Raw genomic sequence first — 20,705 nt, forward strand, 5'->3', positions numbered from 1 at the left:
CCGCCCCAGATGATTCTTTAGGAGGTTAAAATGGATAGTTTAGGAAATATACCACCAGTTGTTATAAAGCCTGCTGTTCCCGCATCAGTACCGTCTCCTGTGCCACAAAAAAAGCCAGTACCAACAGTACCAGTGGGTGGAGGTAGTGGCTTTGACCCGATAGCCGCTGAACAAGAACGCTTTCAAGCGGTAAGAAGGGTAGCGCAAAAACTTGCGGATAACTTCGTTGTAAGTGACAGAACATTCACTATCTTCAAGGATATATCTGGACAATATATAACTAGGTTTACCAGCTTACGTGATGGTAAGGTTACTTATATACCAGAGCCTAACTTGTTTAGGTTAGGTGGAGAGAGTGACAGAGTATCCGTTAAGGTAGAGGCTTAACAGATTGGTTTGAAGTTAAATTGATTATTGGATAATTTTTTGTCTGCTGTTTTAGCGGGCAGGGCATGGTTTTTGCTAATATTCTTGCTAAAAGTTTTTATAGTTTATAACGCCTGTTTAAGTCATTGTTAATAAGAGTTTTAAGTATAATTTTGTATTTTATTTTTAGTATTTGACGGGTTTTATTTTAATTTTTTTGGTTATTCTGTTATTATATATTAATATTTTTATTAGCAATTAACAGGCATAACCTAGTGAGGGAATGATGGTTAGTCAGGTGCAATTAGGAAGTTTCTTCAGTTTCGGCGGTAAAACCGTTTCTGGTAGTTCCGGTGGCTCTGGTATTGATACAGAATCTCTGGTTACTGCCTTAGTTGACGCAAAACTTATTCCCGTTACTAGGTTAGAAGATCAAATAGAAATAAATAATAATAAAGTATCGGCTCTTGGAGAGTTTGATACATTACTTAGCGCCTTTAAGGAGGCCGCTTCAATTTTGCGTAATCCACCGGGGGTAGCCAACGATGCGGATAACGGGTTTAGATACAGAACAACAAATGTTATCAGTAATACAGCGGTTGATGGAACGGATTATGTTTCTGTTACCGCGTCGCCAGGGGCTGTTTTACAGTCATATACTATAACAGAAATTACAAGTATAGCGGCCGCTAAAAGACAATCTACCGGTGATATTAATATAGCGGATGCGGATACCGCCGCTGTATCCGCTACCCCTGCCGTTGGTGAGTTTGGAGCGGGGACTTTTACGCTCAATGGACAGGACATTACCTTAGTGGATGGTGAAAGTCTTAACTCGGTAGCTGCTAAGTTTAACGCGGTGTCAGGAACTACCGGTGTTTCAGCTTCCATCATAAAAATAGAAGATGGTAAATTCCAACTGTCTTTTTCCGCTACAAATACAGGTCTTAACGCGGATTTTGATTTTAATAATATCAGCGTACCGGGAACATTGGTTGATGGAAGTGGGGTGTTTGCCAATGTTACTGTATCAACAACCCAAAATGCCGCTAATGCCGTATTCAAATTTAACGGAGCCTCGATTACTCGTCAAAGCAATACTATCGGTGACATCGTAGACAAGGTGACATTTAATATTAAGCAAGATATGACAGCGGCTCCTACCACTCAACTTACAGTATCTGTAGATGCTGATGAGTCAATAATAAAAAGTGGTATTATAAATTTCCTTAATACTTATAATGATCTTAAGATATTTGCCGCTAAACAAGCTGAAGTTGGTGATGATGGATTCTTTACTGAAGACGCTGTATTAAGTGATAGCGGTTTATTGCGCAATACCATGAGCTCAATAAGCGCGCAGTTAGCTTCGGTGGTTGACGGAATTACCGGTGGTGATCCAAGTAGGCTTGCCGATATTGGAATCACTTTTATAGATCAGGAGGCGACAGAGGATACACCTGAGGTCAGAAACCTTCTTACCATAGATGATGGCAAGCTTACCTCCGCTATTGCTTCTAATTCGGATCAGGTGCGCCGGATCTTTGAGTTTGATTTTGTTAGTGACAATATAAACGTTAGAGTATTTTCACGTACGAACGCTCTTGATGTTTCAAGCTTCTCGCTTGATGTTGACCCAAACACTTCTAAGTTTCAAGCGACTTATAATGATGGAACCGGTCCAGTTACTATAGACCTTGACGCGGAGCCTATAGTAAGTTCTGGTGTTACAACAGGTTACTCTCTAAAAGGGCAGGCTGGCACTGTCCTTGAGGGATTAGGGCTTATATATGCCAGTACCAGCGCTAGTGTTTCCAATATAACGGTAACACAGGGTATCGCTGATAGAATATTTAATGTTGTTGATCCGGTTCTTACCAACAACACCGGAGCGCTTGATATTGAACTTGACGCGTTAAAAGATACTGAAACTAGATTTCAAGCGGATATAGACAGAATAAACGAACAGGTTGACGCTTTCAGGCAGCAACTTCTTGATAGATTCGCTAGGCTTGAACAAGCAATTGCCAATGTAAACACATTATTAGCCAGTATTGAGGCTAATGATAACGCGCGTAATACTTTCAACAGTTAGTCGTTCTCCTGTACTAAGTAGGGATAATAAACGATATGTTAATTAATTTCGTATTAAATTGACCTAATAGCATTATGATAAAAGGTAGTATTATTAATGGTTGAACAGCAAAAATATAAAGCATACGCTGCCGCGACACAGACTATAGCTCCAGTACGGCAAATTATTCTGCTATACGAGGCTATAATCCGCTGTGTCCAACAATCAAAAGAAGCTATTAATGAAAATCGTATAGAAGATAGGTATAATCTATTAATTAAGGCATCAAATCTAATCGGCGGGTTACAGGGTTGCCTTGATTTTGATAATGGAGGTGATATAGCGCGCATTCTCTATAGCTACTATGCCTCTATGGATGCTCGTATTTTTTCTATTCACAGAACTAACAGTATTGAAGACTGTGAGGCAATTGTTGAAGATTTGAAACAAATGCGTGACGCTTGGGAAGATGTATCTAAGAATGTAAACGATTCCGCTGAGAATAATGCTTCTGCTCATGAAGATACGAATGTTGATAAATCTTCAGTAAGTTCTGATGGTGGAAATACACCGCCACCATCTACGGATGGTCTTACTCTATCCGCTTAGGATAATCTCTCTCCTTAGATAAGTTTTCATAATTTGGCACGTTAATTGCTTATTGTTAACGTGGTGGTTTTGACATTTTGTCTTAACCTTCAACAAAGTCCAAATAAATAGCCAAATATACTCGTTTTGGATAATTTTTATTCATAATGAGTATGATTAGTTAAATGGGAGAGGATTCATGTCGGCTTCACAATTTTCAATAGCCAATGTAATATCAGCGCTAGCTGGTAAAGATAATGGTCAATCAAGTGGAAACGCTAATATTGGTTTATTAGGAAGAACAGAATCTGGTGCTAGTTCCTCACCACTTGGGCAGTTTTCATCATTACTTGATGTTGTCGCTAACATAAATAATGAGTCATCCAAAGATTATGGAACAAAAGAACCAAAACCGGTAATCGTAAAAAATAATGTAAATTATGATGATAAAAACGCCGATAATCGTCAGCAAGATATTAGGAATTCTCGTTTGGAAACAAGAAACACGAAAAACACCAACAATGATAATGCGAAACCGAATTCTTTATCGTCTGAGAAAAGACAAACTAATGACTCCGTAAAAAATAATTACTATAATAAAGAGCAAGATAGTAGGTATTCTGAGATAAAATCCGAAGCTGCAACGGGAGATAAAAATACTGTAAGCTCTAAACAGGATAGTGGTAACGGAGAGGAAGTTGTCGCGGCGGTTAAGCAATCATTATTGAGTGAAGATTATGATAATGATGGGCAGTTAATAAAGTTTGGTGATAATTTGGTAAGTGTGAAAGAATTTATCGCTGCTATTAAACAGCTATTTGCGGATAACGATGACTCTGATATTGATCTAAACGCTGTTTTTGCTGAGCTTGCCGCTAATAAAATTATTGATATACCAAACGCTAATTTTATTCCCACGCAGGATGAGCAGCCTACTAAGGTAAATATTTCTGATCTGTTGTCTGGATTGCAAGATAGCTTAAAACAATTACGTGATCTTCTTGCTACCGCCGCCGGACAGAATACACCATTTACCGATGAGCAGAATAATTTGCTAGCTGGTATAAATAGTAAACTTAAAGAAGATATATCATTAATTCGTGGTTTGCTTACAGAAGCGAAGCAAGCCGGTAAAGGTGATGATTTTCTTTCCTATATAAAGAGTATTCTTGCTTTGCCATCTTCTGATAACAATCAAAATAAAACGGTTGATCAGATAGACAATATAAAGAACTTACTTACTGATGACATTCATTTGATAAATGATAAGATTCAGGAGCTAGTAAAAAAAGACAAAGTTATTAATCGGGAAATTAATCTATTTTCTGTTGAAAGCATTTCTGGTGATAAATATTCTGATTTAATAAAACCAGATGAATCAAGATTTGCCTCACGTAGTAATTCGCCAAAAGTTGAATCGGCGATATTTACTAACGCATCAGCAATTCTTTCTGCTGAGTATAATACTAACCAGAATCAGCAAATTAATAATATATCTAACATTGTTAATTCCGTAAATACAGCGGCGGACACGTCATCAGGTGGTAATAGTGGAAATAATTCTGGTCAGTCAGGTAGTTCGTTTGGCTCACCTCAAGGTTTTGGAAGTTCTAATATATCCTCAGCAAAGTCGGCTCAAGCTAGTGGAAATACACAGTTTAGCAATATTTTAAGTAAAGCTGATAGTTCGCCGATTAGTGAGCAGGTCGTTTTCCATGTAAAGAAAATAATAGCGACTGGAAATAGTAAAATAACCATACAGCTTTCTCCGGAAGATCTTGGAAAACTTGATATAAAGCTTGATATTGATGCTAAGGGAAAAACCGGAGTTACTATAACCGCTGATAATAAAAATACGCTAGATATGTTGCAGCGTGATTCGCAAGGATTACAAAAAGCGCTTACTGATGCTGGACTTAAAGCTGATTCTGGCAGTCTTAACTTTAATCTAAAGGGTGGTGGTCAGAACGGGGGAGGTTCTGGTTATAATCAAGCGCATGCGGCGGGTAATTATCAAAAAACCCATCGGGATGAGCAGTTGACTGAAGATGAGTTAAATGTGATAGCGGCTTCCGCGCTATCACGACGTTACTCGGTAGATATTCCAGATGGTCTTGATATAAAAATATAGGAGGTAATTATGGTTTCCAGTACAGTAACAACAGATGTTGATAATATAAACAACATACTGAATAAGAATTTAAGCTCTAATGATAAGGCACGGGCTAAAGCGCAAGCCAATCAGGAGGACTTCTTGAAACTACTTACCACACAATTGCAAAATCAAGATCCAACTGAGCCAACCGATACAAATCAGCTAACTGAGCAAATAGCTACCCTAAGTCAAGTAGAGCAACAGATAAATACCAATAATAATTTGGAGAAACTTATCAATCTATTCAACTCAACCTTACTTAATAGCGTGGTGGGATATATAGGAAAGCAGATTGAGACAGAGGGAGATAAGGGCGTTTTGCAAAATGGTAAGGCAAGTTTTGTCTATAACCTTGAACAGGCGGCGGATAATGTGACTGTTCAGATTTTAGACCCAGCTAGAAATATAGTGTTTGATGGAAATGGCACAAATTTTGCAGGACGTAATGAAGTGATATGGGACGGAAAGGATAAAGACGGTAATCAACTCGCGGATGGTGTTTATACGCTGAAGGTAGTTGCTAAGGATTCTTCAGGTGATGACATAAAATCTACTACATCTACCGCAGGGGTGGTTACGTCGGTTGACTCAAAAGATGGTCATACAAGATTAATGTTGGGAGATATAGAAGTGGAACTAAGTGAGGTTAATTCGGTGAGGCAGTCAATCTAAGATGTTTTAGTTATTAGTATAATAAGAATAACAAATTATATAGGTAAAGTTAAAGAGAGGTTTTATGAGTTTATATGGTGCTTTATACGCTGGTGTAGCTGGTCTTAGCGCGCAAAGTAATAGGATCGGTATCATTTCTGATAATATCGCTAACGTAAATACCGTAGGTTATAAAGGTAACAGAGGAGGGTTTGAAAGCCTTGTTACCAGTTCCTCCTCTCAGTCTGAATTCTCTCCGGGTGGTGTTGTCGGACTCAATCAACAGCTTGTTGACAAGCAAGGTCTGTTGCAGTCAACAGATTCCACTACTGACATCGCTATATCAGGTGATGGGTTCTTTGTGGTCAACCAACAAGCGGATGGTAACGGACAAGTTTTATATACTCGTGCCGGTTCTTTTACTCCTGACTCTACCGGAAATTTCCGTAACGCCGCTGGGTTTTTCTTGCAGGCATGGCCGCTTGATCGTGAAGGTAGACTTCCAGGTGAGAGTGGTAACTTAAACACTAATTCCAGCGCTAACTTGAGTAGTTTGCAGACGGTTAACGTAAACAACCTAACCGGTGTCGCCGCTTCTACTTCAACTGTCTCAGTGGGCGCTAATCTTGACGCTTCGCAAGCGACGTATCCCGGTGCTTTTGGTACTGTCGCACCGGATCCTTTTCACATACAGAACGGAAGTCTTGCCGCAAAGGATATTTTGGTGCCAGGTGGTCCAAATAGTCTTACCAGAGGTGATAGGATAACTATCTCAACAGGGCAGGGGATAAGTAATACCTACCGTTATAGTGGTTTTACCTTTGGTCGTGATGTAACGAATGCTTCTTCTGTTGGTGATAACGGACAGGCTGTTATCTCATCACCGGATACTCTGACTATTGCTCCAGCGGCTCTTGCTAACAATCCTGTTACTACCGGAGCCGCCGCTAGTACCACTGTTACTATAACTGATACAGCTCATGGTCTTACAACAGGTGACGCGGTAACTCTTGCTGGTCTTGCTGGGGTTGATGGTATTCCAGCCGGTGAGCTTAACACAACTCATATAGTGACCGTAGTTGACGCTAATACTTATACTATAACAACAACTACCGGAGCCGCTGTTGGTGGCGTAAATGGTGGCGGTGCTTCTGGTACGCAAGAACCATTACCGTTTACCTCTACTTCTGGTAGTAACGTTATAAAAGTAAGGCATGTAGGACATGGTCTGGTTACTGGTGAAGTGTCATCATTAAGTGGAAATACAGGGGCTTTCGGTGGTATACCGGCTGGTGACCTAAATAGCCAATTTGTGGTAACCGTAATTGATGCTGACCATTATAATGTAACGGTGGCGTCCACCGCTACCTCTACCGCTGGTGGTGGGGCTGGTACTGTGGTGTCAACAACCAGATTATTTAGTGGTGCTATTCTAGACGCTTCCAACGCTACAACCAGATTCTTGGCTAATGCTGGGACGAGTTCATTTAGTTCGTCAGCGCTAAGTTTTACTTTAACCACAGCGGCAACCGGTACTGTTACTTTTACCTATACTTCCGCTTCGCCGAACGCACAGCTTGGGCAGTTTAATACAATGAGTAATCTAGCGGACGCTATCAATTCGGTAGTTGGTCTTTCCGCTCGTGTATCTGATAATAGATTATATATAGCGCCAACAGACGCGAATTCCGCTCTGACATTCGCTAATGGCGCGAGTGTGGGAACAGCTGGTCCTCCTGTGCAATGGGGTATTGATTGGATTCGTGAGCTTGGACTTGCTGACCTGTCCACAGGATCTGATAGATTTTCTTCTCTGGAAGGTCTTTCAAATCTAGTGAATAATTCATCTGGTCTTAGTGCTTCAGTACAAAACGCGCTGTCTACTGCTAGTGTTACCATTAATGTTGATGATCCGCTAGATACTATTACTTTCTCGGATCTTCCAGCTATAGCAAACGTTACTTTAGGTACGACACCATTTAGCACAACGGTAGGAAGCGGAGTGGTAACTGTTACGTTGCCTTCGGCTCCGACACCAGCTTATGCGACTGGTGATATTATAGATATGGGAACGCTTGCGGGTGGTCCTTATAATGGTATATCAGCCGCTAACTTATCAGGTCAATTCTCAATAACCGTCGTAAACAGTACGACTTTTACTATTGTCGCGAAAAACGGAGCTTTAGCAACTGGTGGAGGTCTTACCGGACCAACTGGTATTTCAATGGTACAACCACAAAACTCAGGAAGTCTGGTAGCGGAACTCGGGTTGGTAGCATCTCTAAATAATGCTACATACACAGCTCAGACAACCGGTGCTATAGGTCCGGCTTATGATCCGACTGACGCTAATAAAAATATGGCAGGTGGCGCAATTACCTCCCAGTTCAGTCGTCCTATAAGGGTTTTTGACTCTCTTGGTACCGGACATGACCTTAATATGTCTTTCATTAAAACAGCGGTGAACACTTGGGCGGTTGAGATATTCGCCGCTGACGCGACGGAAGTCACCAGTCCTTTCCCGAACGGTCAACTCGGAACTGGAACTCTGACGTTTAATGGAGATGGTAGCTTACAAAGCGTAAGCAGTGGACTAGCTAATCCGGTAAGTGTTACTTGGAATAATGGCGCTGTATCAAGTAGTATAAATTTTAATTGGGGAACCGCCGGTTCACCATTTGGTACGCCAAACGCGGTGACAATTGGTAAGACAGATGGATTCAGTCAATTTGATAATGCTTATCGGGTTAACTTTGTAAATCAAAATGGCGCGGCGGTGGGTGACCTCACCGGCGTGTCAATTACTGATGAAGGCTTAGTTGTTGTAAGCTTTAGTAATGGTGAGACCCAAAATCTATTTAGAATACCGCTTGCTGATTTCGCGAATCCTAACCAATTACTAACATCCTCTGGTAACGTGTTCCTGCAATCAGCGGAGTCAGGTGAGGTCAATCTGCGTCAATCAGGAAGTAGTGGAGTTGGAGAAATATCAGCGTCCTCACTTGAACAGTCAAATGTAGAGCTCGCCGACCAGCTTACGGATATGATCGTAGCCCAACGGGCCTATCAGGCAAATACCAAAGTTATATCAACTACTGACCAGTTATTAAGTCAGTTGAACGATATATTAAGGTAGTTATTTAGCGTAAAAAAATATATTTTTACTAGAATATTTTTTATTTTGTCTCTACATAATCAATACGCTACCAAAATGTAGAGTGTTAATAGGATAATATTCCATCTGTTCTATATTTTTTAGCATTTGTTATATTTAATAGCAGTATTGCTGATTAAATGGTTAATAGTGTTGGTTTAATTGTAAATAATTTGTTTATTTTATCTTGACATAAGGAATGGTATTATCTATGTAAAACATGTTGTTTTGTTGTGGTTTATGTTATAGACAACATACCTCTTTGGTTGGTTGCGATTTACAGTAATTTGCAATCTATTGCTTTGTTCCTTTACATGGTTTTTATAAATAAAAAAATATTTTTAGCGAGTTTTTATAATGAGAAAATTAAATTTGACGGCGAAAAGATTAACAGCGGTAAGTGCTCCTAGAAGAAATCTAGATTCTGATATTATGGAACCTAACATGATGCTTGACCCTCGTTATTTGCGCCAGTCTTCCTCTCTTATTCAGGACGCTCTGCAGAAGGGGTTTGATGTTCTGCAGCTTGCCAATGGCGATATAGTTACTACCGGTACCAAAATAGTAGTTCATCAATATACATGGGATGATGCTAAAGGAAAATTGGTAAAGGCTAAAACTGACTCTCGTAAGTTAAGGAAAGCGGAAGGCGAAAATGAAGAGAGCGATTTTGATAGTGACTCCGAGAGATCTGGTGATAGTGAATTAAGAGCTGAGACTCTGGCTGAGCGTATATTGGAAAGTGAAGAATATTAGTTACAATCATATTCTCTATTAAGAAAAACTCCCTGAGGGAATTTGGGGAGTTTTTTTATGCCTATAGTAATTTGGTTTTGTGCCGCTGAGCTAAGCGAAAAGTACGACCAGTAGGTCGTGTCAGTCCTGAGCTATGCTCCATGCGAGGGACAGTAGTCCTGTAGCGGGAGCGAAATAAATTTATTTTTGTGAGAAAAAATAAAGGCAATTTACTATAGTTTGCCCCATTGGTTTACTTTGCATAAAAATAAACTAAAAATACTATATAAATACTAATTCCTTAGAACTCCACCAAAGCCTTTTTCCGCTGCTTTTATAATATCATCGCTTACTTTAGCGATTTCTTGTTCGGACAAAGTTTTATCGGTAGGTTGTAAGCTGACCTTTACCGCCACTGATTTTTTATTTTCCGCTATTCCTTTACCGCTATAAATATCAAAAATCTCAACATTATTTATGAGATTTTTATCAGCTTTCCCAATCTCTTTTATTACGACATCAGAGGACACACTATCATCTATTGTAAAGGCAAAATCACGCTCTACCGTCTGGTAATCCGATAGTTTTAACACAGGCTTTGTTGTAGTATTGTTACGAGCTTGCGGTATATTTTCTAGAAATACCTCAAAAGCAGCTATACGTTCTTTGCTGTCAAAATCAAAGTCTCTATTGATAATTGGGTTAATCTCACCGAAATACGCCAATATATTTTTCCCAAGAACAAAAGCACCACTACGATTTGGATGATAATATTTAGGCAGATTATCAGTTCTTACCTCAAACTTATTTACACCAAGCGTAGCGAGCAACCGTGCCACTATTTTTTTACTATCCATAGTTTGCGTGTCACGAAATTGTTTCGTAAACAAACCATTCGCGTAATTATAATCTTCTATTTTACCAGCATATATACCGCTTGCCACTGTTTGTTGTTCCTCCGGTTTTATGCCATGAAATTGTAGACCAATCTCAAATAATGATAAATTATTAAAGCCTCGCGCTCTATTACGTTTTGCCGCTTCTAGCATATTAGGTAATATTGACGGACGCATAGTATCAAGTTCGGCGTTAATCGGATTTATGATGGTTAGTTCATCATTATTTCCACCAAATATTTTTGCTTGCGCGCTAGGTAGAAATGACCAGCTCTTTACTTCCAGCATCCCACTCTCAGCAAGTAACCTTTTGCTCGTTTTTATTCTTTTTTGTAATGCCGTTAGTATTGATTTAGTTATTTCAGGATTTTTGGGAAGAGGGGTGGTTGGTATATTCTCATAACCATAAATCCTAACTATTTCCTCTATCAGATCAGCGTCATTTTCAATATCTGCCCGCCATGATGGAGGCGTACAAACCGCAAATGAATCATTGTTTTCTACGCTAAAACCAAGATTTTTTAATATTAATATGGAATCCTCAGCGCTAATATCAATACCACTTATTTTTTTAACCTTACCCAGATCAAGCTTTACTTCCTTTTTCCAGTCAGGTGTCTTTCCAGCATATACTAATTTACTTGCCACACCACCGCAGATTTCCGTTATCATTGATGCGGCTCTTTTCGCCGCTTCTTCCACGAAAGCTACATCAACGCCACGCTCAAAACGATAGCGCGCGTCGGAGTCTATTTGTAAAATACGTCCTGAGTTAGCTATCTGACTTGCCTCAAATAAAGCCACCTCAAGAAATATATTTTTAGTATCATTACTACATCCAGAAAGGCTGCCACCAATAATCCCACCAATAGCGACCGGATTTTTCTCATCAGCTATTACAGTTATATCATTTGATAATCCATACTCCTTATCGTCAAGAGCCAGTATTTTTTCACCATCTTTTGCTAGCCGAACATTTATGTTCCCATTTAGCTTGTCAGCATCGTAAACATGCAGCGGTCTACCTAAATCAAAAGTGAAATAATTAGTTATATCCACCAAAGCGGAAATAGATTTTTGTCCGATAGATTCCAAACGTTTTTTTAGCCAATCGGGACTTACGATATTATTTACATTTTTGATATGGCAACCGATAAATTGCTTGCAAGCGTTACCTTCTTCTATGGTCACAGATATTGGAGAATTATGATTTCCATCACCAAAATTTATTTCAGTAAGAGGTTTTAATCTGCCAATACCGCTTGCCGCGAGGTCTCTTGCTATACCATGAACACCTAGACAATCAGCCCTATTTGGGGTTATCGCTATTTCTATTACTGGATCATTAAGCCCTAAAACTTCCGCTACTTTTGTCCCAACACCCGCTTCGGGAAGCTCTATGATACCTTCGCTGCTTTCAGCAATACCTAATTCTTCTTCCGAGCATAACATGCCGCGGCTCTCAACATCACGTATCTTGCTTTTTTTGATAATCATACCGTTTGTAGGAATTACGCTTCCTTCTTTAGCAAGCGCCACATAAATACCAGCGCGAGCGTTTGCCGCGCCACAAACTATTTGTAAAATTCCTTCATCACTTTCAACCTTACAAACTTTTAGCTTATCCGCCTTCGGGTGTTTTTCCGCTTCAATTATTTTAGCGACGGTAAAATCAGCTAGTTGTTTTCCTTTATCCTCAACATTTTCTACCTCCAACCCGATAGCCGTGAGCTTATCGGTTATATCCTGAAGAGAAGCCTCAGTTTCCAGATGTGATTTGAGCCATGATAATGTGAATTTCATAATTATAGTCCGCTCACTAAATCGGGAATATGCATAGGGTTAAACCCATAATGAGAAAGCCAGCGTATATCTGAGCCAAAAAAATCACGAAGATCCGGCATCCCGTATTTAAGCATGGCAAGTCTCTCAATCCCCATACCAAAAGCGAAACCTTGCCATTCGTTAGAGTCTATTCCACAATTCTCTAGCACTTTCGGATGTACCATACCGCAACCACCAATCTCTAGCCAATCGCTGCCTACGCCAATTTTAAGGCTATCACGACTACGCTCGCATCCTATATCAATTTCCGCTGACGGCTCAGTAAACGGAAAAAAGCTAGGTCTAAAACGTATCGGAACTTCATCAAGATTAAAAAACACTTTCAGAAACTCACTTACACAGCCCTTTAAGTGTCCCATATTTATATTTTTATCTATCGCCACCCCTTCAATTTGATGAAACATCGGAGTATGGGTCAGATCCGAGTCACAGCGATAAGTGCTACCGGCGGCGATAAAGCGAAATGGCGGTTTGCCGGAACGCATGGTACGAATCTGTACTGGTGAGGTATGCGTTCTAAGCACAGTTTTATTATCACCATTGCCACGCAGATAAAAAGTATCATGCATTTGCCGCGCCGGATGCGACTCCGATATATTAAGCGCGGTAAAATTATGCTCATCATCCTCAATATCAGGACCAGTCTTAGAAACAAATCCAAGATCAGCGAATATAGCGGTTATCTCATCACTAACCTGAGTTATCGGATGAATTTTCCCCACGCTATACGGGTATGGAGGTAAGGTTACGTCAAGCCTATCTGAATCTATGTAAGACTGTATCTCGCTGTCAGCGAGTAATCGCTTTTTTTCTTCTATGGCTTCTGTTATTTTTTGCTTTACTATGTTGAGTTTCGCTCCAAATTCTTTGCGTTCCTCAGGGGGAAGTGATCCTAGCTTTTTAAGTTCCTCAGTAAGTCTACCTTTTTTGCCGAGTATAGAAACACGCTGTCGCTCAAGAGTTTCCGACGACGTACAAGCAGCTATAGAATCAAGGGACTGTAAGAGAAGAGAGTCAGGCATAACTAAAAAATACTTCCTAAAAGAACAGGTAAGGGCTAAATCAATATGGGTTTTTTATCAAAACCGCAACCCTTACCTATCTTGAATCGCAAAAATTTATTAGGACGCTTTAGCCAGAGCCGCTTTAGACTGCTCAACTATCACCTTAAAAGCTTCCGGCTCACGAGTAGCGAGATCAGATAGAACTTTACGATCTATTTCTATGCCAGCTTTTATAAGCCCACCAATAAATTGAGAGTAAACCATTCCGTGTTCACGCACCCCAGCGTTTATACGCTGTATCCACAGGCTACGGAAATTACGTTTTTTAACGCGACGATCACGGTATGCGTATTGCAAACCTTTTTCTACTTTCTGACGAGCGACGGTGATACAACTCTTAGAGCGACCACGATAGCCTTTTGCCATTTTTAGAATTTTTTTACGACGGGCGCGATTCGCGCCACTTTTTGCGTGTGCCATATGTTATTTTCCTTTTAAGCTTAACAAGACCTAATATGAACCGTTAGGCATATATTGAACGATGCGGTGAGTATCAGATTCATCAAGAATAGTAGTCCCGCGCGCATTACGGATAAAGCGATTGGTACGTTTGCTCATACCATGACGCTTTCCAGCTTGAGAGGCAACAACCTTGCCGGTAGCTGTGAAACGAAAACGCTTCTTACAGCTGCTTTTAGTTTTTAATTTTGGCATTTTACTCTTCCTTATTTGTTTTTATTTATTAGTTATCAAATCCATTAAAAAGCCATCAAAAAAGCTTTTATACTAGGCGTTCAAGGCAATGCCCGCCCGAACACCCGTACGGTAAAGGTATGTGCTTGTTACAGTAAAAAAACAGCTAAATCAAGTAATATATTTTTTGCTTAATTTTCCGGTTTCTCTTGAAATACGACTTTATGCAGCCTATAATACATATACAACTGTAATTTAGGAGGAAATCATGAACTATAATAATCCGTTTGACACAACACAATATGGGCAGCAGAGCACAGCCGCCACTTATGATGCTGGTCTGCGGGCTTATATGCTCAAAATCTATAACTATATGGCAAGCGCTTTGGTGCTTACTGGTCTTGTCGCTATGTTTATCGCGAAAATCTCGGTGGTGACTAACGATGCTGGACAAATTATGGGGCTTTCAGAGTTTGGCGCTACTATGTTTGGCGGTCCACTTAAATGGGTGGTTATGCTTCTGCCTCTTGCCTTCGTACTGGTTCTGAGCTTTGGGATTAACCGTCTCAGTGTATTCGCCACTCAATCTATATTCTGGGCGTATTCAGCGGCTATGGGGGTTTCTCTTAGTACGATATTCTTGGCCTATACTGGGGAGAGTATTGCCCGTGTATTCTTTATTACCGCTGGCACTTTCGGGGCGATGAGTATTTATGGCTATACCACTAAGCGTGACCTTACTGGAATGGGTTCATTTCTTATAATGGGTCTTATCGGTGTAATAATCGCTTCTGTGGTTAATATATTTTTAGAAAGTAGAGCGTTACATTTCGCGGTGTCGGTTATTGGTCTGTTCATCTTTATCGGACTTACCGCTTATGATACTCAGAGGCTCAAAAATATGTATTATCAGCTTGCTGGTAACGCTTCTATGATGGCAAAAGCCTCAGTTATGGGCGCTCTTAGCCTGTATCTTGATTTTATCAACATATTTATGTATCTAATACAGTTTATGGGTGATAGAAGGTAGTAAAGTTTCAATTTTATTATTGAGCGAGGGGGGTGAATTGTTTTACGGTTTGCCCCCTAATTTTTTGTTTTTATCTTTCTGTAATTATTTTTATTCAATTTTACGCTTGTTACACGGCGAAAAAAACTTATCTTTCGGATAAGGTTTTCATAGTTATTTTGGATAAAAATTATTCAAAATGAGTATATATATGAAATATCTAAATACTATCGGCATAGCCACACTTTGCAAGCGGGAGATTTGGCGGTTTTCTAAGGTATGGAATCAGACTGTACTTGCGCCAATCGTAACCACTTTGTTATTCCTCGCGGTTTTAATGTTGGCGATGGGTGGCAACGAACGGCTCATTGACGGGATAGCTTATGGGCAGTTTATCTCTCCAGGCCTTATCATGATGGCGATTATGCAGAACTCCTTCGCTAATACCTCATCGTCACTGATGCTCGCGAAAATCCAAGGAGTTGTAATTGACATATTAATGCCGCCACTTACCGGTGCGGAAGTTACTTTTTCTCTGGTATTTGGTGGAGTAGTGCGTGGAATTCTGGTTGGTATCGTGGTAAGCGCCGCTGTTTATATATTCGTACCATTTCCTATGTTACACCCTTTCGTAGGTATGTTTTACGTGGTATCCGCCTGTATAATGCTCGCGCTTCTTGGTATGATAACTGGTATCTGGGCGCAGTCATTTGATCAGCTTTCAACAGTGACCAATTACGTCATAACCCCGCTTTCATTTTTATCAGGCACTTTTTACTCAATAAAACAACTACCAGATTTCTGGTATAATATTTGCCATTTTAACCCATTTTTTTATATGATTGACGGATTTCGCTACGCTACAGTCGGCTACACTGACGGAACTATCATAACTGGAATGACAGTAATAACTCTGGTAAATGTCGCTTTGTGGTTTGTGGCGGTAACCTTGTTTAAGAAGGGATACCGCCTTAAAACTTAACCAATTTGCCTTGAATTCTCTGGTAACTCTATTTTCTTGAGTTTAGCGAAAGTTTTAACAATCTCAGTCCGAGCTTTATCAAGTTCAACCTCTACAGAATTACTAGAAATCCTTACAAGCGATTGACCCTTTTCATTTTTTACTTCGTCATAATTGTTGCCAATTAATAGCTTGCCTAAATCATCAGCAAGTGCCTTTCTATCTTTTTGGTTGGTTTTTGTTCTGTCAACATTAACGGTCAGAGTGCTTGAACCATCTTTATCGGTAGAAATTGTTGTCTTGTGGGTCTTTAGTATATCCTCAAAGCTTCTTTCATTGCTTTCTGTACGTTCTTTCAGATCAGTCTCTTGAATTTTCCCGCTTTTATCAAGATCAACTCGTTTTACCGTCCACGTTTTCCCACCATCGTTGGAATGGGCGTGATGTACCACCGCATCCTCTATAAGTTTATTGTTTTTTCCTTCCTCACCAATTCCATCAAAATGCTCCATTAGGCGATTTATAGTGCTAGTGTGAGCTACTACTATCTGGGATTTTGGTGGGTTGTCATTTATGGAGTGTTCTGGCGGTGTCATACTTGGGCTTTCACCAGTTGTTTTGGTAAGGCCTAGAGTATTTGTTACTATATGTCTGTGAGCCTCCCTGCTTTGTCTAGCTTCTATTAAATCGCCAATTTCATTATCCAGTTTTTTGGTGATTATACCCTCCCAAGTTCTTCCATGCTCATCACTTCTCTTATACTTATATCTTTTATTCAAGCTACTATTTCTTTGCAATTTTGGATCAATTTCCTCTCTATCTATTCCTACAAGATTAGCGGCGGTCGCTATAAGGCTTTGTGGGTTTCCAGTGTGTATAGGAGTGTCTTTTGGCATTCTACCCTCTTTAACTAGGGCTTTATACACATTACTTAGTTCTTGAGTTTTCTCCGTTGCTTCTTTCGTTAGAGGTTGATTGGATTCAACTGCGGAAGTAAGACCATTCTTGTCACTTATTGTATCGCCACGCCTTACGAAATATACATCAACTTGTTTGTTATTATCGCTCATATTTTAGTCCTTTATCTTTGAGTTTGATTTGATACCGAATATATGACTTCCCATGCTATTGAATGTTTTAATTGTCATAAACTGTTTTTATGTTAATAATTTATGACAGGTAGTTATAGTTATTTTTAGCTTAATCAGATAATTGTCTTCAAGTTGTAATATTAATTTGCTTGCTTGACAATTTCCTTTAATAGGCGATAATCATCGCTTTTCCTAATCTTGTCAGGGGGCGTTGATGTCCGCTATTCTGCCGGTTTACCGCCGTTGTGATATAAATATTGAGCGGGGTGAGGGAGTATATTTATTCTCTACCGATGGTAAGCGTTACTTGGATTTTGCCTCTGGTATAGCGGTTAATTCACTTGGACATTGTCATCCACACATAGTTAAGGCTCTTAAAAACCAAGCTGATATTTTATGGCACTGTTCAAATATGTATAAAAATGAACAGCTTGAGAAGTTTGCTAGAAGAATTACGGAAGTTTGTTTCGCAGACAAGGTATTTTTCACTAATTCCGGTGGGGAAGCGGTTGAATGTGGCTTGAAGATGCTGCGTAAATATCATGATTGTAATGGAAATCCAGAGCGTTTTCGAGTTATAACCATGGAAGGGGGGTTTCATGGTCGTAGCTTCGCTTGTATTTCCGCTGGTGGCAACAGGATAGCCCGTGATGGTTATGCACCTTTGCTTGATGGTTTTGATCGGGTTGAGTTTAATAATTTGGAAGCGGTAGAAACCGCCATTACCTCTGAGACCGCCGCTGTACTGGTTGAGCCTATTCAAGGCGAGGGTGGTGTACGTGAGGCTAATTATGAATTCTTACGTGGACTGCGTGCCATCGCCGATAAATATGGGATTTTATTGTTCTTAGATGAAGTGCAGTGCGGTATGGGGCGCACTGGAAGCTTGTTCGCTTACTCACAAGCGGGAATTATCCCCGATATTGTGACAGTAGCTAAAGGCATTGGCGGTGGTTTCCCACTAGGTGCCTGTCTTACCACTGATAAAGTGGCGAGTTGTATGAATACCGGCTCTCATGGCTCAACTTATGGCTCTAACCCTCTAGCGATGGCGGTTGGGAACGCGGTTTTGGATATTATGTTGGAAGGTAGTTTCTTAAAAAACGTTGAAAACATAGGAAATTATCTGCGTAATGAGCTTTTGAATCTGTCTGAAGAATATACAGCTATAGAAGAAGTGCGAGGCAGAGGGTTGATGCTGGGGATTCGCCTGCGTCGGGACGTTCCGCATCTGGAGCTGGTCGAGAAATTGCGTGAAAATGGGCTTTTTACCTCTCCAGCGGAAGGAGGGATGATCCGTGTCATTCCACCACTTATAATTGAGGCTAGTCATGTTGATGAGGCTATTACAATTTTAGGTAAAACATTGGGAGAGAGTTATGGTTAGGCATTTTTTAGATTTTTCGTCAATTAGTGCGGATGACCTACGTCATATTGTGGATAAGGCGGTCATGCTGAAGGCAGAACGGAAAAATGGGAAGTTTTCCGCGCAGCTCGCTAATAAAAAATTGGCGATGATTTTTGAGAAAAATTCGACTAGAACACGAATTTCCTTTGAGGTTGCCATGCTGGAGCTTGGAGGTAATGCTATATATCTAAGTGGCAGTGAGTTGCAGTTAGGTCGTGGTGAGACAGTATCAGATACCGCGAAGGTAATATCACGTTATGTAGATGCTATAATGCTGCGTTGTCATAGCCACGATAAGCTGCTTGAACTCGCGGAAAACTCAACGATTCCAGTAATTAATGGTCTTACGGAGTTTAGTCACCCTTGTCAAATCATCGCTGATATTATTACTTTTGAGGAAAATTTAGGTAATATAAACAGTAAGAAGATAGCATGGGTTGGTGATGGTAACAATGTAGCGCAAAGTTGGATTCAGGCAGCAGTTTCATTTGGCTATAGTCTTACACTTGCCTGCCCTGAAGAATTTGCTCCGATTCCTGAAGTCGTAAATTTAGCTAAGAAACAAGGCGCTGATATTAAAGTTGTCACCTCACCAGAAGAAGCGGTAGCGGGAGCGGACGCGGTAATTACGGATACATGGGTGTCTATGGGAGACGAAGATAGTGAACGAAGAGTAAATATTCTTTCTTCTTATCAAGTCAATACTGAACTTATGAAACAAGCAAAAAATGAAGCTATTTTTTTACATTGCTTGCCAGCTCATAGAGGCGAGGAAGTGACAGACGAGGTGATTGATTCTTTAGAATCAAAAGTTTTTGACGAGGCAGAAAATCGCCTTCATGCACAAAAATCCATTATATTATGGTGTTTTGGGTTAATTTGATTAATTATGGTAATAATTGGCATAAATTATAGTAGCTTGTGGTAAGAATTACTCAAATTGCTATCAAAATTAACTCGTAAGAGAGTTGGTTTTGCGCCACTAAGCTAAGCAAGAAACAAGGCCAGCAGGTCGTGCCAGCCCTACCTGTCCGCCGAAGCTCAAAGAGCGTAGGAGGAATCTATGTCCCATGTGAAAAGCAGAGCTTTTCACTGGATTGCTCTGCAACCCACCAGACCCCGCTAACCACGTGCAGGGTGACATTGTATCCAAATGCGATTGCCATGAGTAGTCCCGTAGCGGGAGCGAAATAACTTTATTTTTTTAAGCAAAAATTAAGTGGAAATGTTATAATTAATGAAAATATTCAATTTTTGTGTTATAATGCCTACCATACTAATAGAAAATGACATTTTGTAATTATTAGAGGTTGTTATGAATTTATGGATAGTTGTCGCTATAGCGATTCCAGTTTGTTTGCTTTTATTTTTTGGTTCTAATCCTTTTCGGGATTATCAGGATAGAAGTAAAGAGATTGTTGAGAAATATGGTAGTGATCCACTAGCTATACAAACCAACATGTATATTGAGCAAAATCAGCAATCAGGCGGATATATGATGGGGTTTGGCGAAGAACCTCAGACTCATTTGAACGCTCCTAGTACGGGGGATATGTTATCATCAATAAAGGATGCTGCTAAGGATAATAACGTTAACGAACAGCAGGGCAGAGGTGGTTTCGGCTTTAATCGTAACGGTTACGGTAATAATATTAGCAATAATAAGAATGCGATAAATAACGCTGAAACTTATGAAATATATAATGAGGAATTGAAAAAGTCTGAAATAAGACAAAAGCAGAAAGATAGAGGAATTTTTGAGAGAAGCTCAGAAATTAAAAATAGAAACTTGCAAAACTATTACCCCCCAGTAGTTAAGAATGTCGCGATGATAGATCATGACCAGCAACCGAAGGCTGATATTACTGGAAAAGAGCTAAGGTTGCGCAGTGGTCAACCAATTATTTTTGATGGAATAAAGGTTTACACAACTGATAGCTCTGGAACGCGTAGAACAATGCCTGATGGTAGTTATATATTACAGGATGGTAGTTCTATAACAATTACCGATGGTGTAAGATCGCTAACAGAATAATAGTACAAGATTGGTATAGAGCTAATTTCCTTATATTTTT

The 20,705-nt window shown here is 40.0% G+C and carries 17 protein-coding genes; 12 read left to right on the top strand and 5 right to left on the bottom strand.

All coding sequences use genetic code 11. From position 1 onward, the window contains the following. Positions 1–30: 30 nt before the first annotated feature. The 7 genes from R3D71_03275 (at position 31) to R3D71_03305 (ending at position 9,744) form a co-directional block, all read left to right on the top strand. Positions 31–387, top strand: a complete 357-nt coding sequence (locus tag R3D71_03275) for a hypothetical protein (GenBank protein MEZ5690672.1) — start codon at positions 31–33, stop codon at positions 385–387. A 265-nt stretch (positions 388–652) separates the two neighbouring features. Further along, entirely contained in the window at positions 653–2,461 is a 1,809-nt protein-coding gene (fliD, locus tag R3D71_03280; GenBank protein ID MEZ5690673.1) for a flagellar filament capping protein FliD, read from the top strand. Between the two features lie 96 nt (positions 2,462–2,557). Next, the gene (locus R3D71_03285; GenBank protein MEZ5690674.1) at positions 2,558–3,049 is read left to right on the top strand and encodes a flagellar protein FliS; all 492 of its coding nucleotides are present in this window, start codon (positions 2,558–2,560) and stop codon (positions 3,047–3,049) included. Between the two features lie 178 nt (positions 3,050–3,227). After that, positions 3,228–5,159, top strand: a complete 1,932-nt coding sequence (locus R3D71_03290) for a flagellar hook-length control protein FliK (protein ID MEZ5690675.1) — start codon at positions 3,228–3,230, stop codon at positions 5,157–5,159. A gap of 9 nt (positions 5,160–5,168) precedes the next feature. Beyond that, positions 5,169–5,855: a flagellar hook assembly protein FlgD gene (locus R3D71_03295; protein MEZ5690676.1), complete on the top strand. Its 687-nt coding sequence runs from the start codon at positions 5,169–5,171 to the stop codon at positions 5,853–5,855. A gap of 64 nt (positions 5,856–5,919) precedes the next feature. Next, positions 5,920–8,970 carry a flagellar hook-basal body complex protein gene (locus R3D71_03300; protein MEZ5690677.1) on the top strand — a complete coding sequence of 1,017 codons (3,051 nt, stop codon included), beginning with the start codon at positions 5,920–5,922 and terminating at the stop codon, positions 8,968–8,970. Between the two features lie 375 nt (positions 8,971–9,345). Beyond that, entirely contained in the window at positions 9,346–9,744 is a 399-nt protein-coding gene (locus R3D71_03305) for a DUF2671 domain-containing protein (GenBank protein ID MEZ5690678.1), read from the top strand. Positions 9,745–10,016: 272 nt separating this feature from the next. Here R3D71_03305 and pheT read toward each other — a convergent pair whose 3' ends face one another. From pheT to rpmI, 4 genes are all read right to left on the bottom strand, one after another. After that, the gene (pheT, locus tag R3D71_03310; GenBank protein ID MEZ5690679.1) at positions 10,017–12,422 is read right to left on the bottom strand and encodes a phenylalanine--tRNA ligase subunit beta; all 2,406 of its coding nucleotides are present in this window, start codon (positions 12,420–12,422) and stop codon (positions 10,017–10,019) included. Between the two features lie 2 nt (positions 12,423–12,424). Beyond that, positions 12,425–13,486 (bottom strand): phenylalanine--tRNA ligase subunit alpha, encoded by a 1,062-nt coding sequence (pheS, locus tag R3D71_03315; protein MEZ5690680.1) that lies wholly within the window; start codon positions 13,484–13,486, stop codon positions 12,425–12,427. A 99-nt stretch (positions 13,487–13,585) separates the two neighbouring features. Beyond that, positions 13,586–13,948, bottom strand: a complete 363-nt coding sequence (gene rplT, locus R3D71_03320; GenBank protein ID MEZ5690681.1) for a 50S ribosomal protein L20 — start codon at positions 13,946–13,948, stop codon at positions 13,586–13,588. Positions 13,949–13,978: 30 nt separating this feature from the next. Then, positions 13,979–14,182, bottom strand: coding sequence for a 50S ribosomal protein L35 (gene rpmI, locus R3D71_03325; GenBank protein MEZ5690682.1), 204 nt, complete (start codon positions 14,180–14,182; stop codon positions 13,979–13,981). A gap of 247 nt (positions 14,183–14,429) precedes the next feature. Here rpmI and R3D71_03330 point away from each other — a divergent pair, with 247 nt between their 5' ends. Then, complete coding sequence (locus tag R3D71_03330; protein ID MEZ5690683.1) at positions 14,430–15,191, top strand: Bax inhibitor-1/YccA family protein; 762 nt, start codon at positions 14,430–14,432, stop codon at positions 15,189–15,191. Positions 15,192–15,381: 190 nt separating this feature from the next. Next, the gene (locus tag R3D71_03335; GenBank protein MEZ5690684.1) at positions 15,382–16,152 is read left to right on the top strand and encodes an ABC transporter permease; all 771 of its coding nucleotides are present in this window, start codon (positions 15,382–15,384) and stop codon (positions 16,150–16,152) included. On the opposite strand, the gene R3D71_03340 is transcribed toward R3D71_03335, so the two are convergent. Then, complete coding sequence (locus R3D71_03340; protein ID MEZ5690685.1) at positions 16,149–17,201, bottom strand: hypothetical protein; 1,053 nt, start codon at positions 17,199–17,201, stop codon at positions 16,149–16,151. The genes R3D71_03335 and R3D71_03340 overlap by 4 nt on opposite strands. 235 nt (positions 17,202–17,436) lie before the next feature. On the opposite strand from R3D71_03340, the gene R3D71_03345 reads away from it, so the two are divergent. From R3D71_03345 to R3D71_03355, 3 genes are all read left to right on the top strand, one after another. After that, positions 17,437–18,609 (top strand): aspartate aminotransferase family protein, encoded by a 1,173-nt coding sequence (locus tag R3D71_03345; protein MEZ5690686.1) that lies wholly within the window; start codon positions 17,437–17,439, stop codon positions 18,607–18,609. Then, positions 18,602–19,513 (top strand): ornithine carbamoyltransferase, encoded by a 912-nt coding sequence (argF, locus tag R3D71_03350; GenBank protein ID MEZ5690687.1) that lies wholly within the window; start codon positions 18,602–18,604, stop codon positions 19,511–19,513. Before R3D71_03345 ends, argF begins: the two co-directional genes overlap by 8 nt. A 432-nt stretch (positions 19,514–19,945) precedes the next feature. Then, positions 19,946–20,665 (top strand): hypothetical protein, encoded by a 720-nt coding sequence (locus R3D71_03355; protein ID MEZ5690688.1) that lies wholly within the window; start codon positions 19,946–19,948, stop codon positions 20,663–20,665. The last annotated feature ends 40 nt before the right edge of the window (positions 20,666–20,705 follow it).

The organism is Rickettsiales bacterium, from assembly GCA_041396965.1.
Classification (GTDB): Bacteria; Pseudomonadota; Alphaproteobacteria; order Rickettsiales; family SXRF01; genus SXRF01.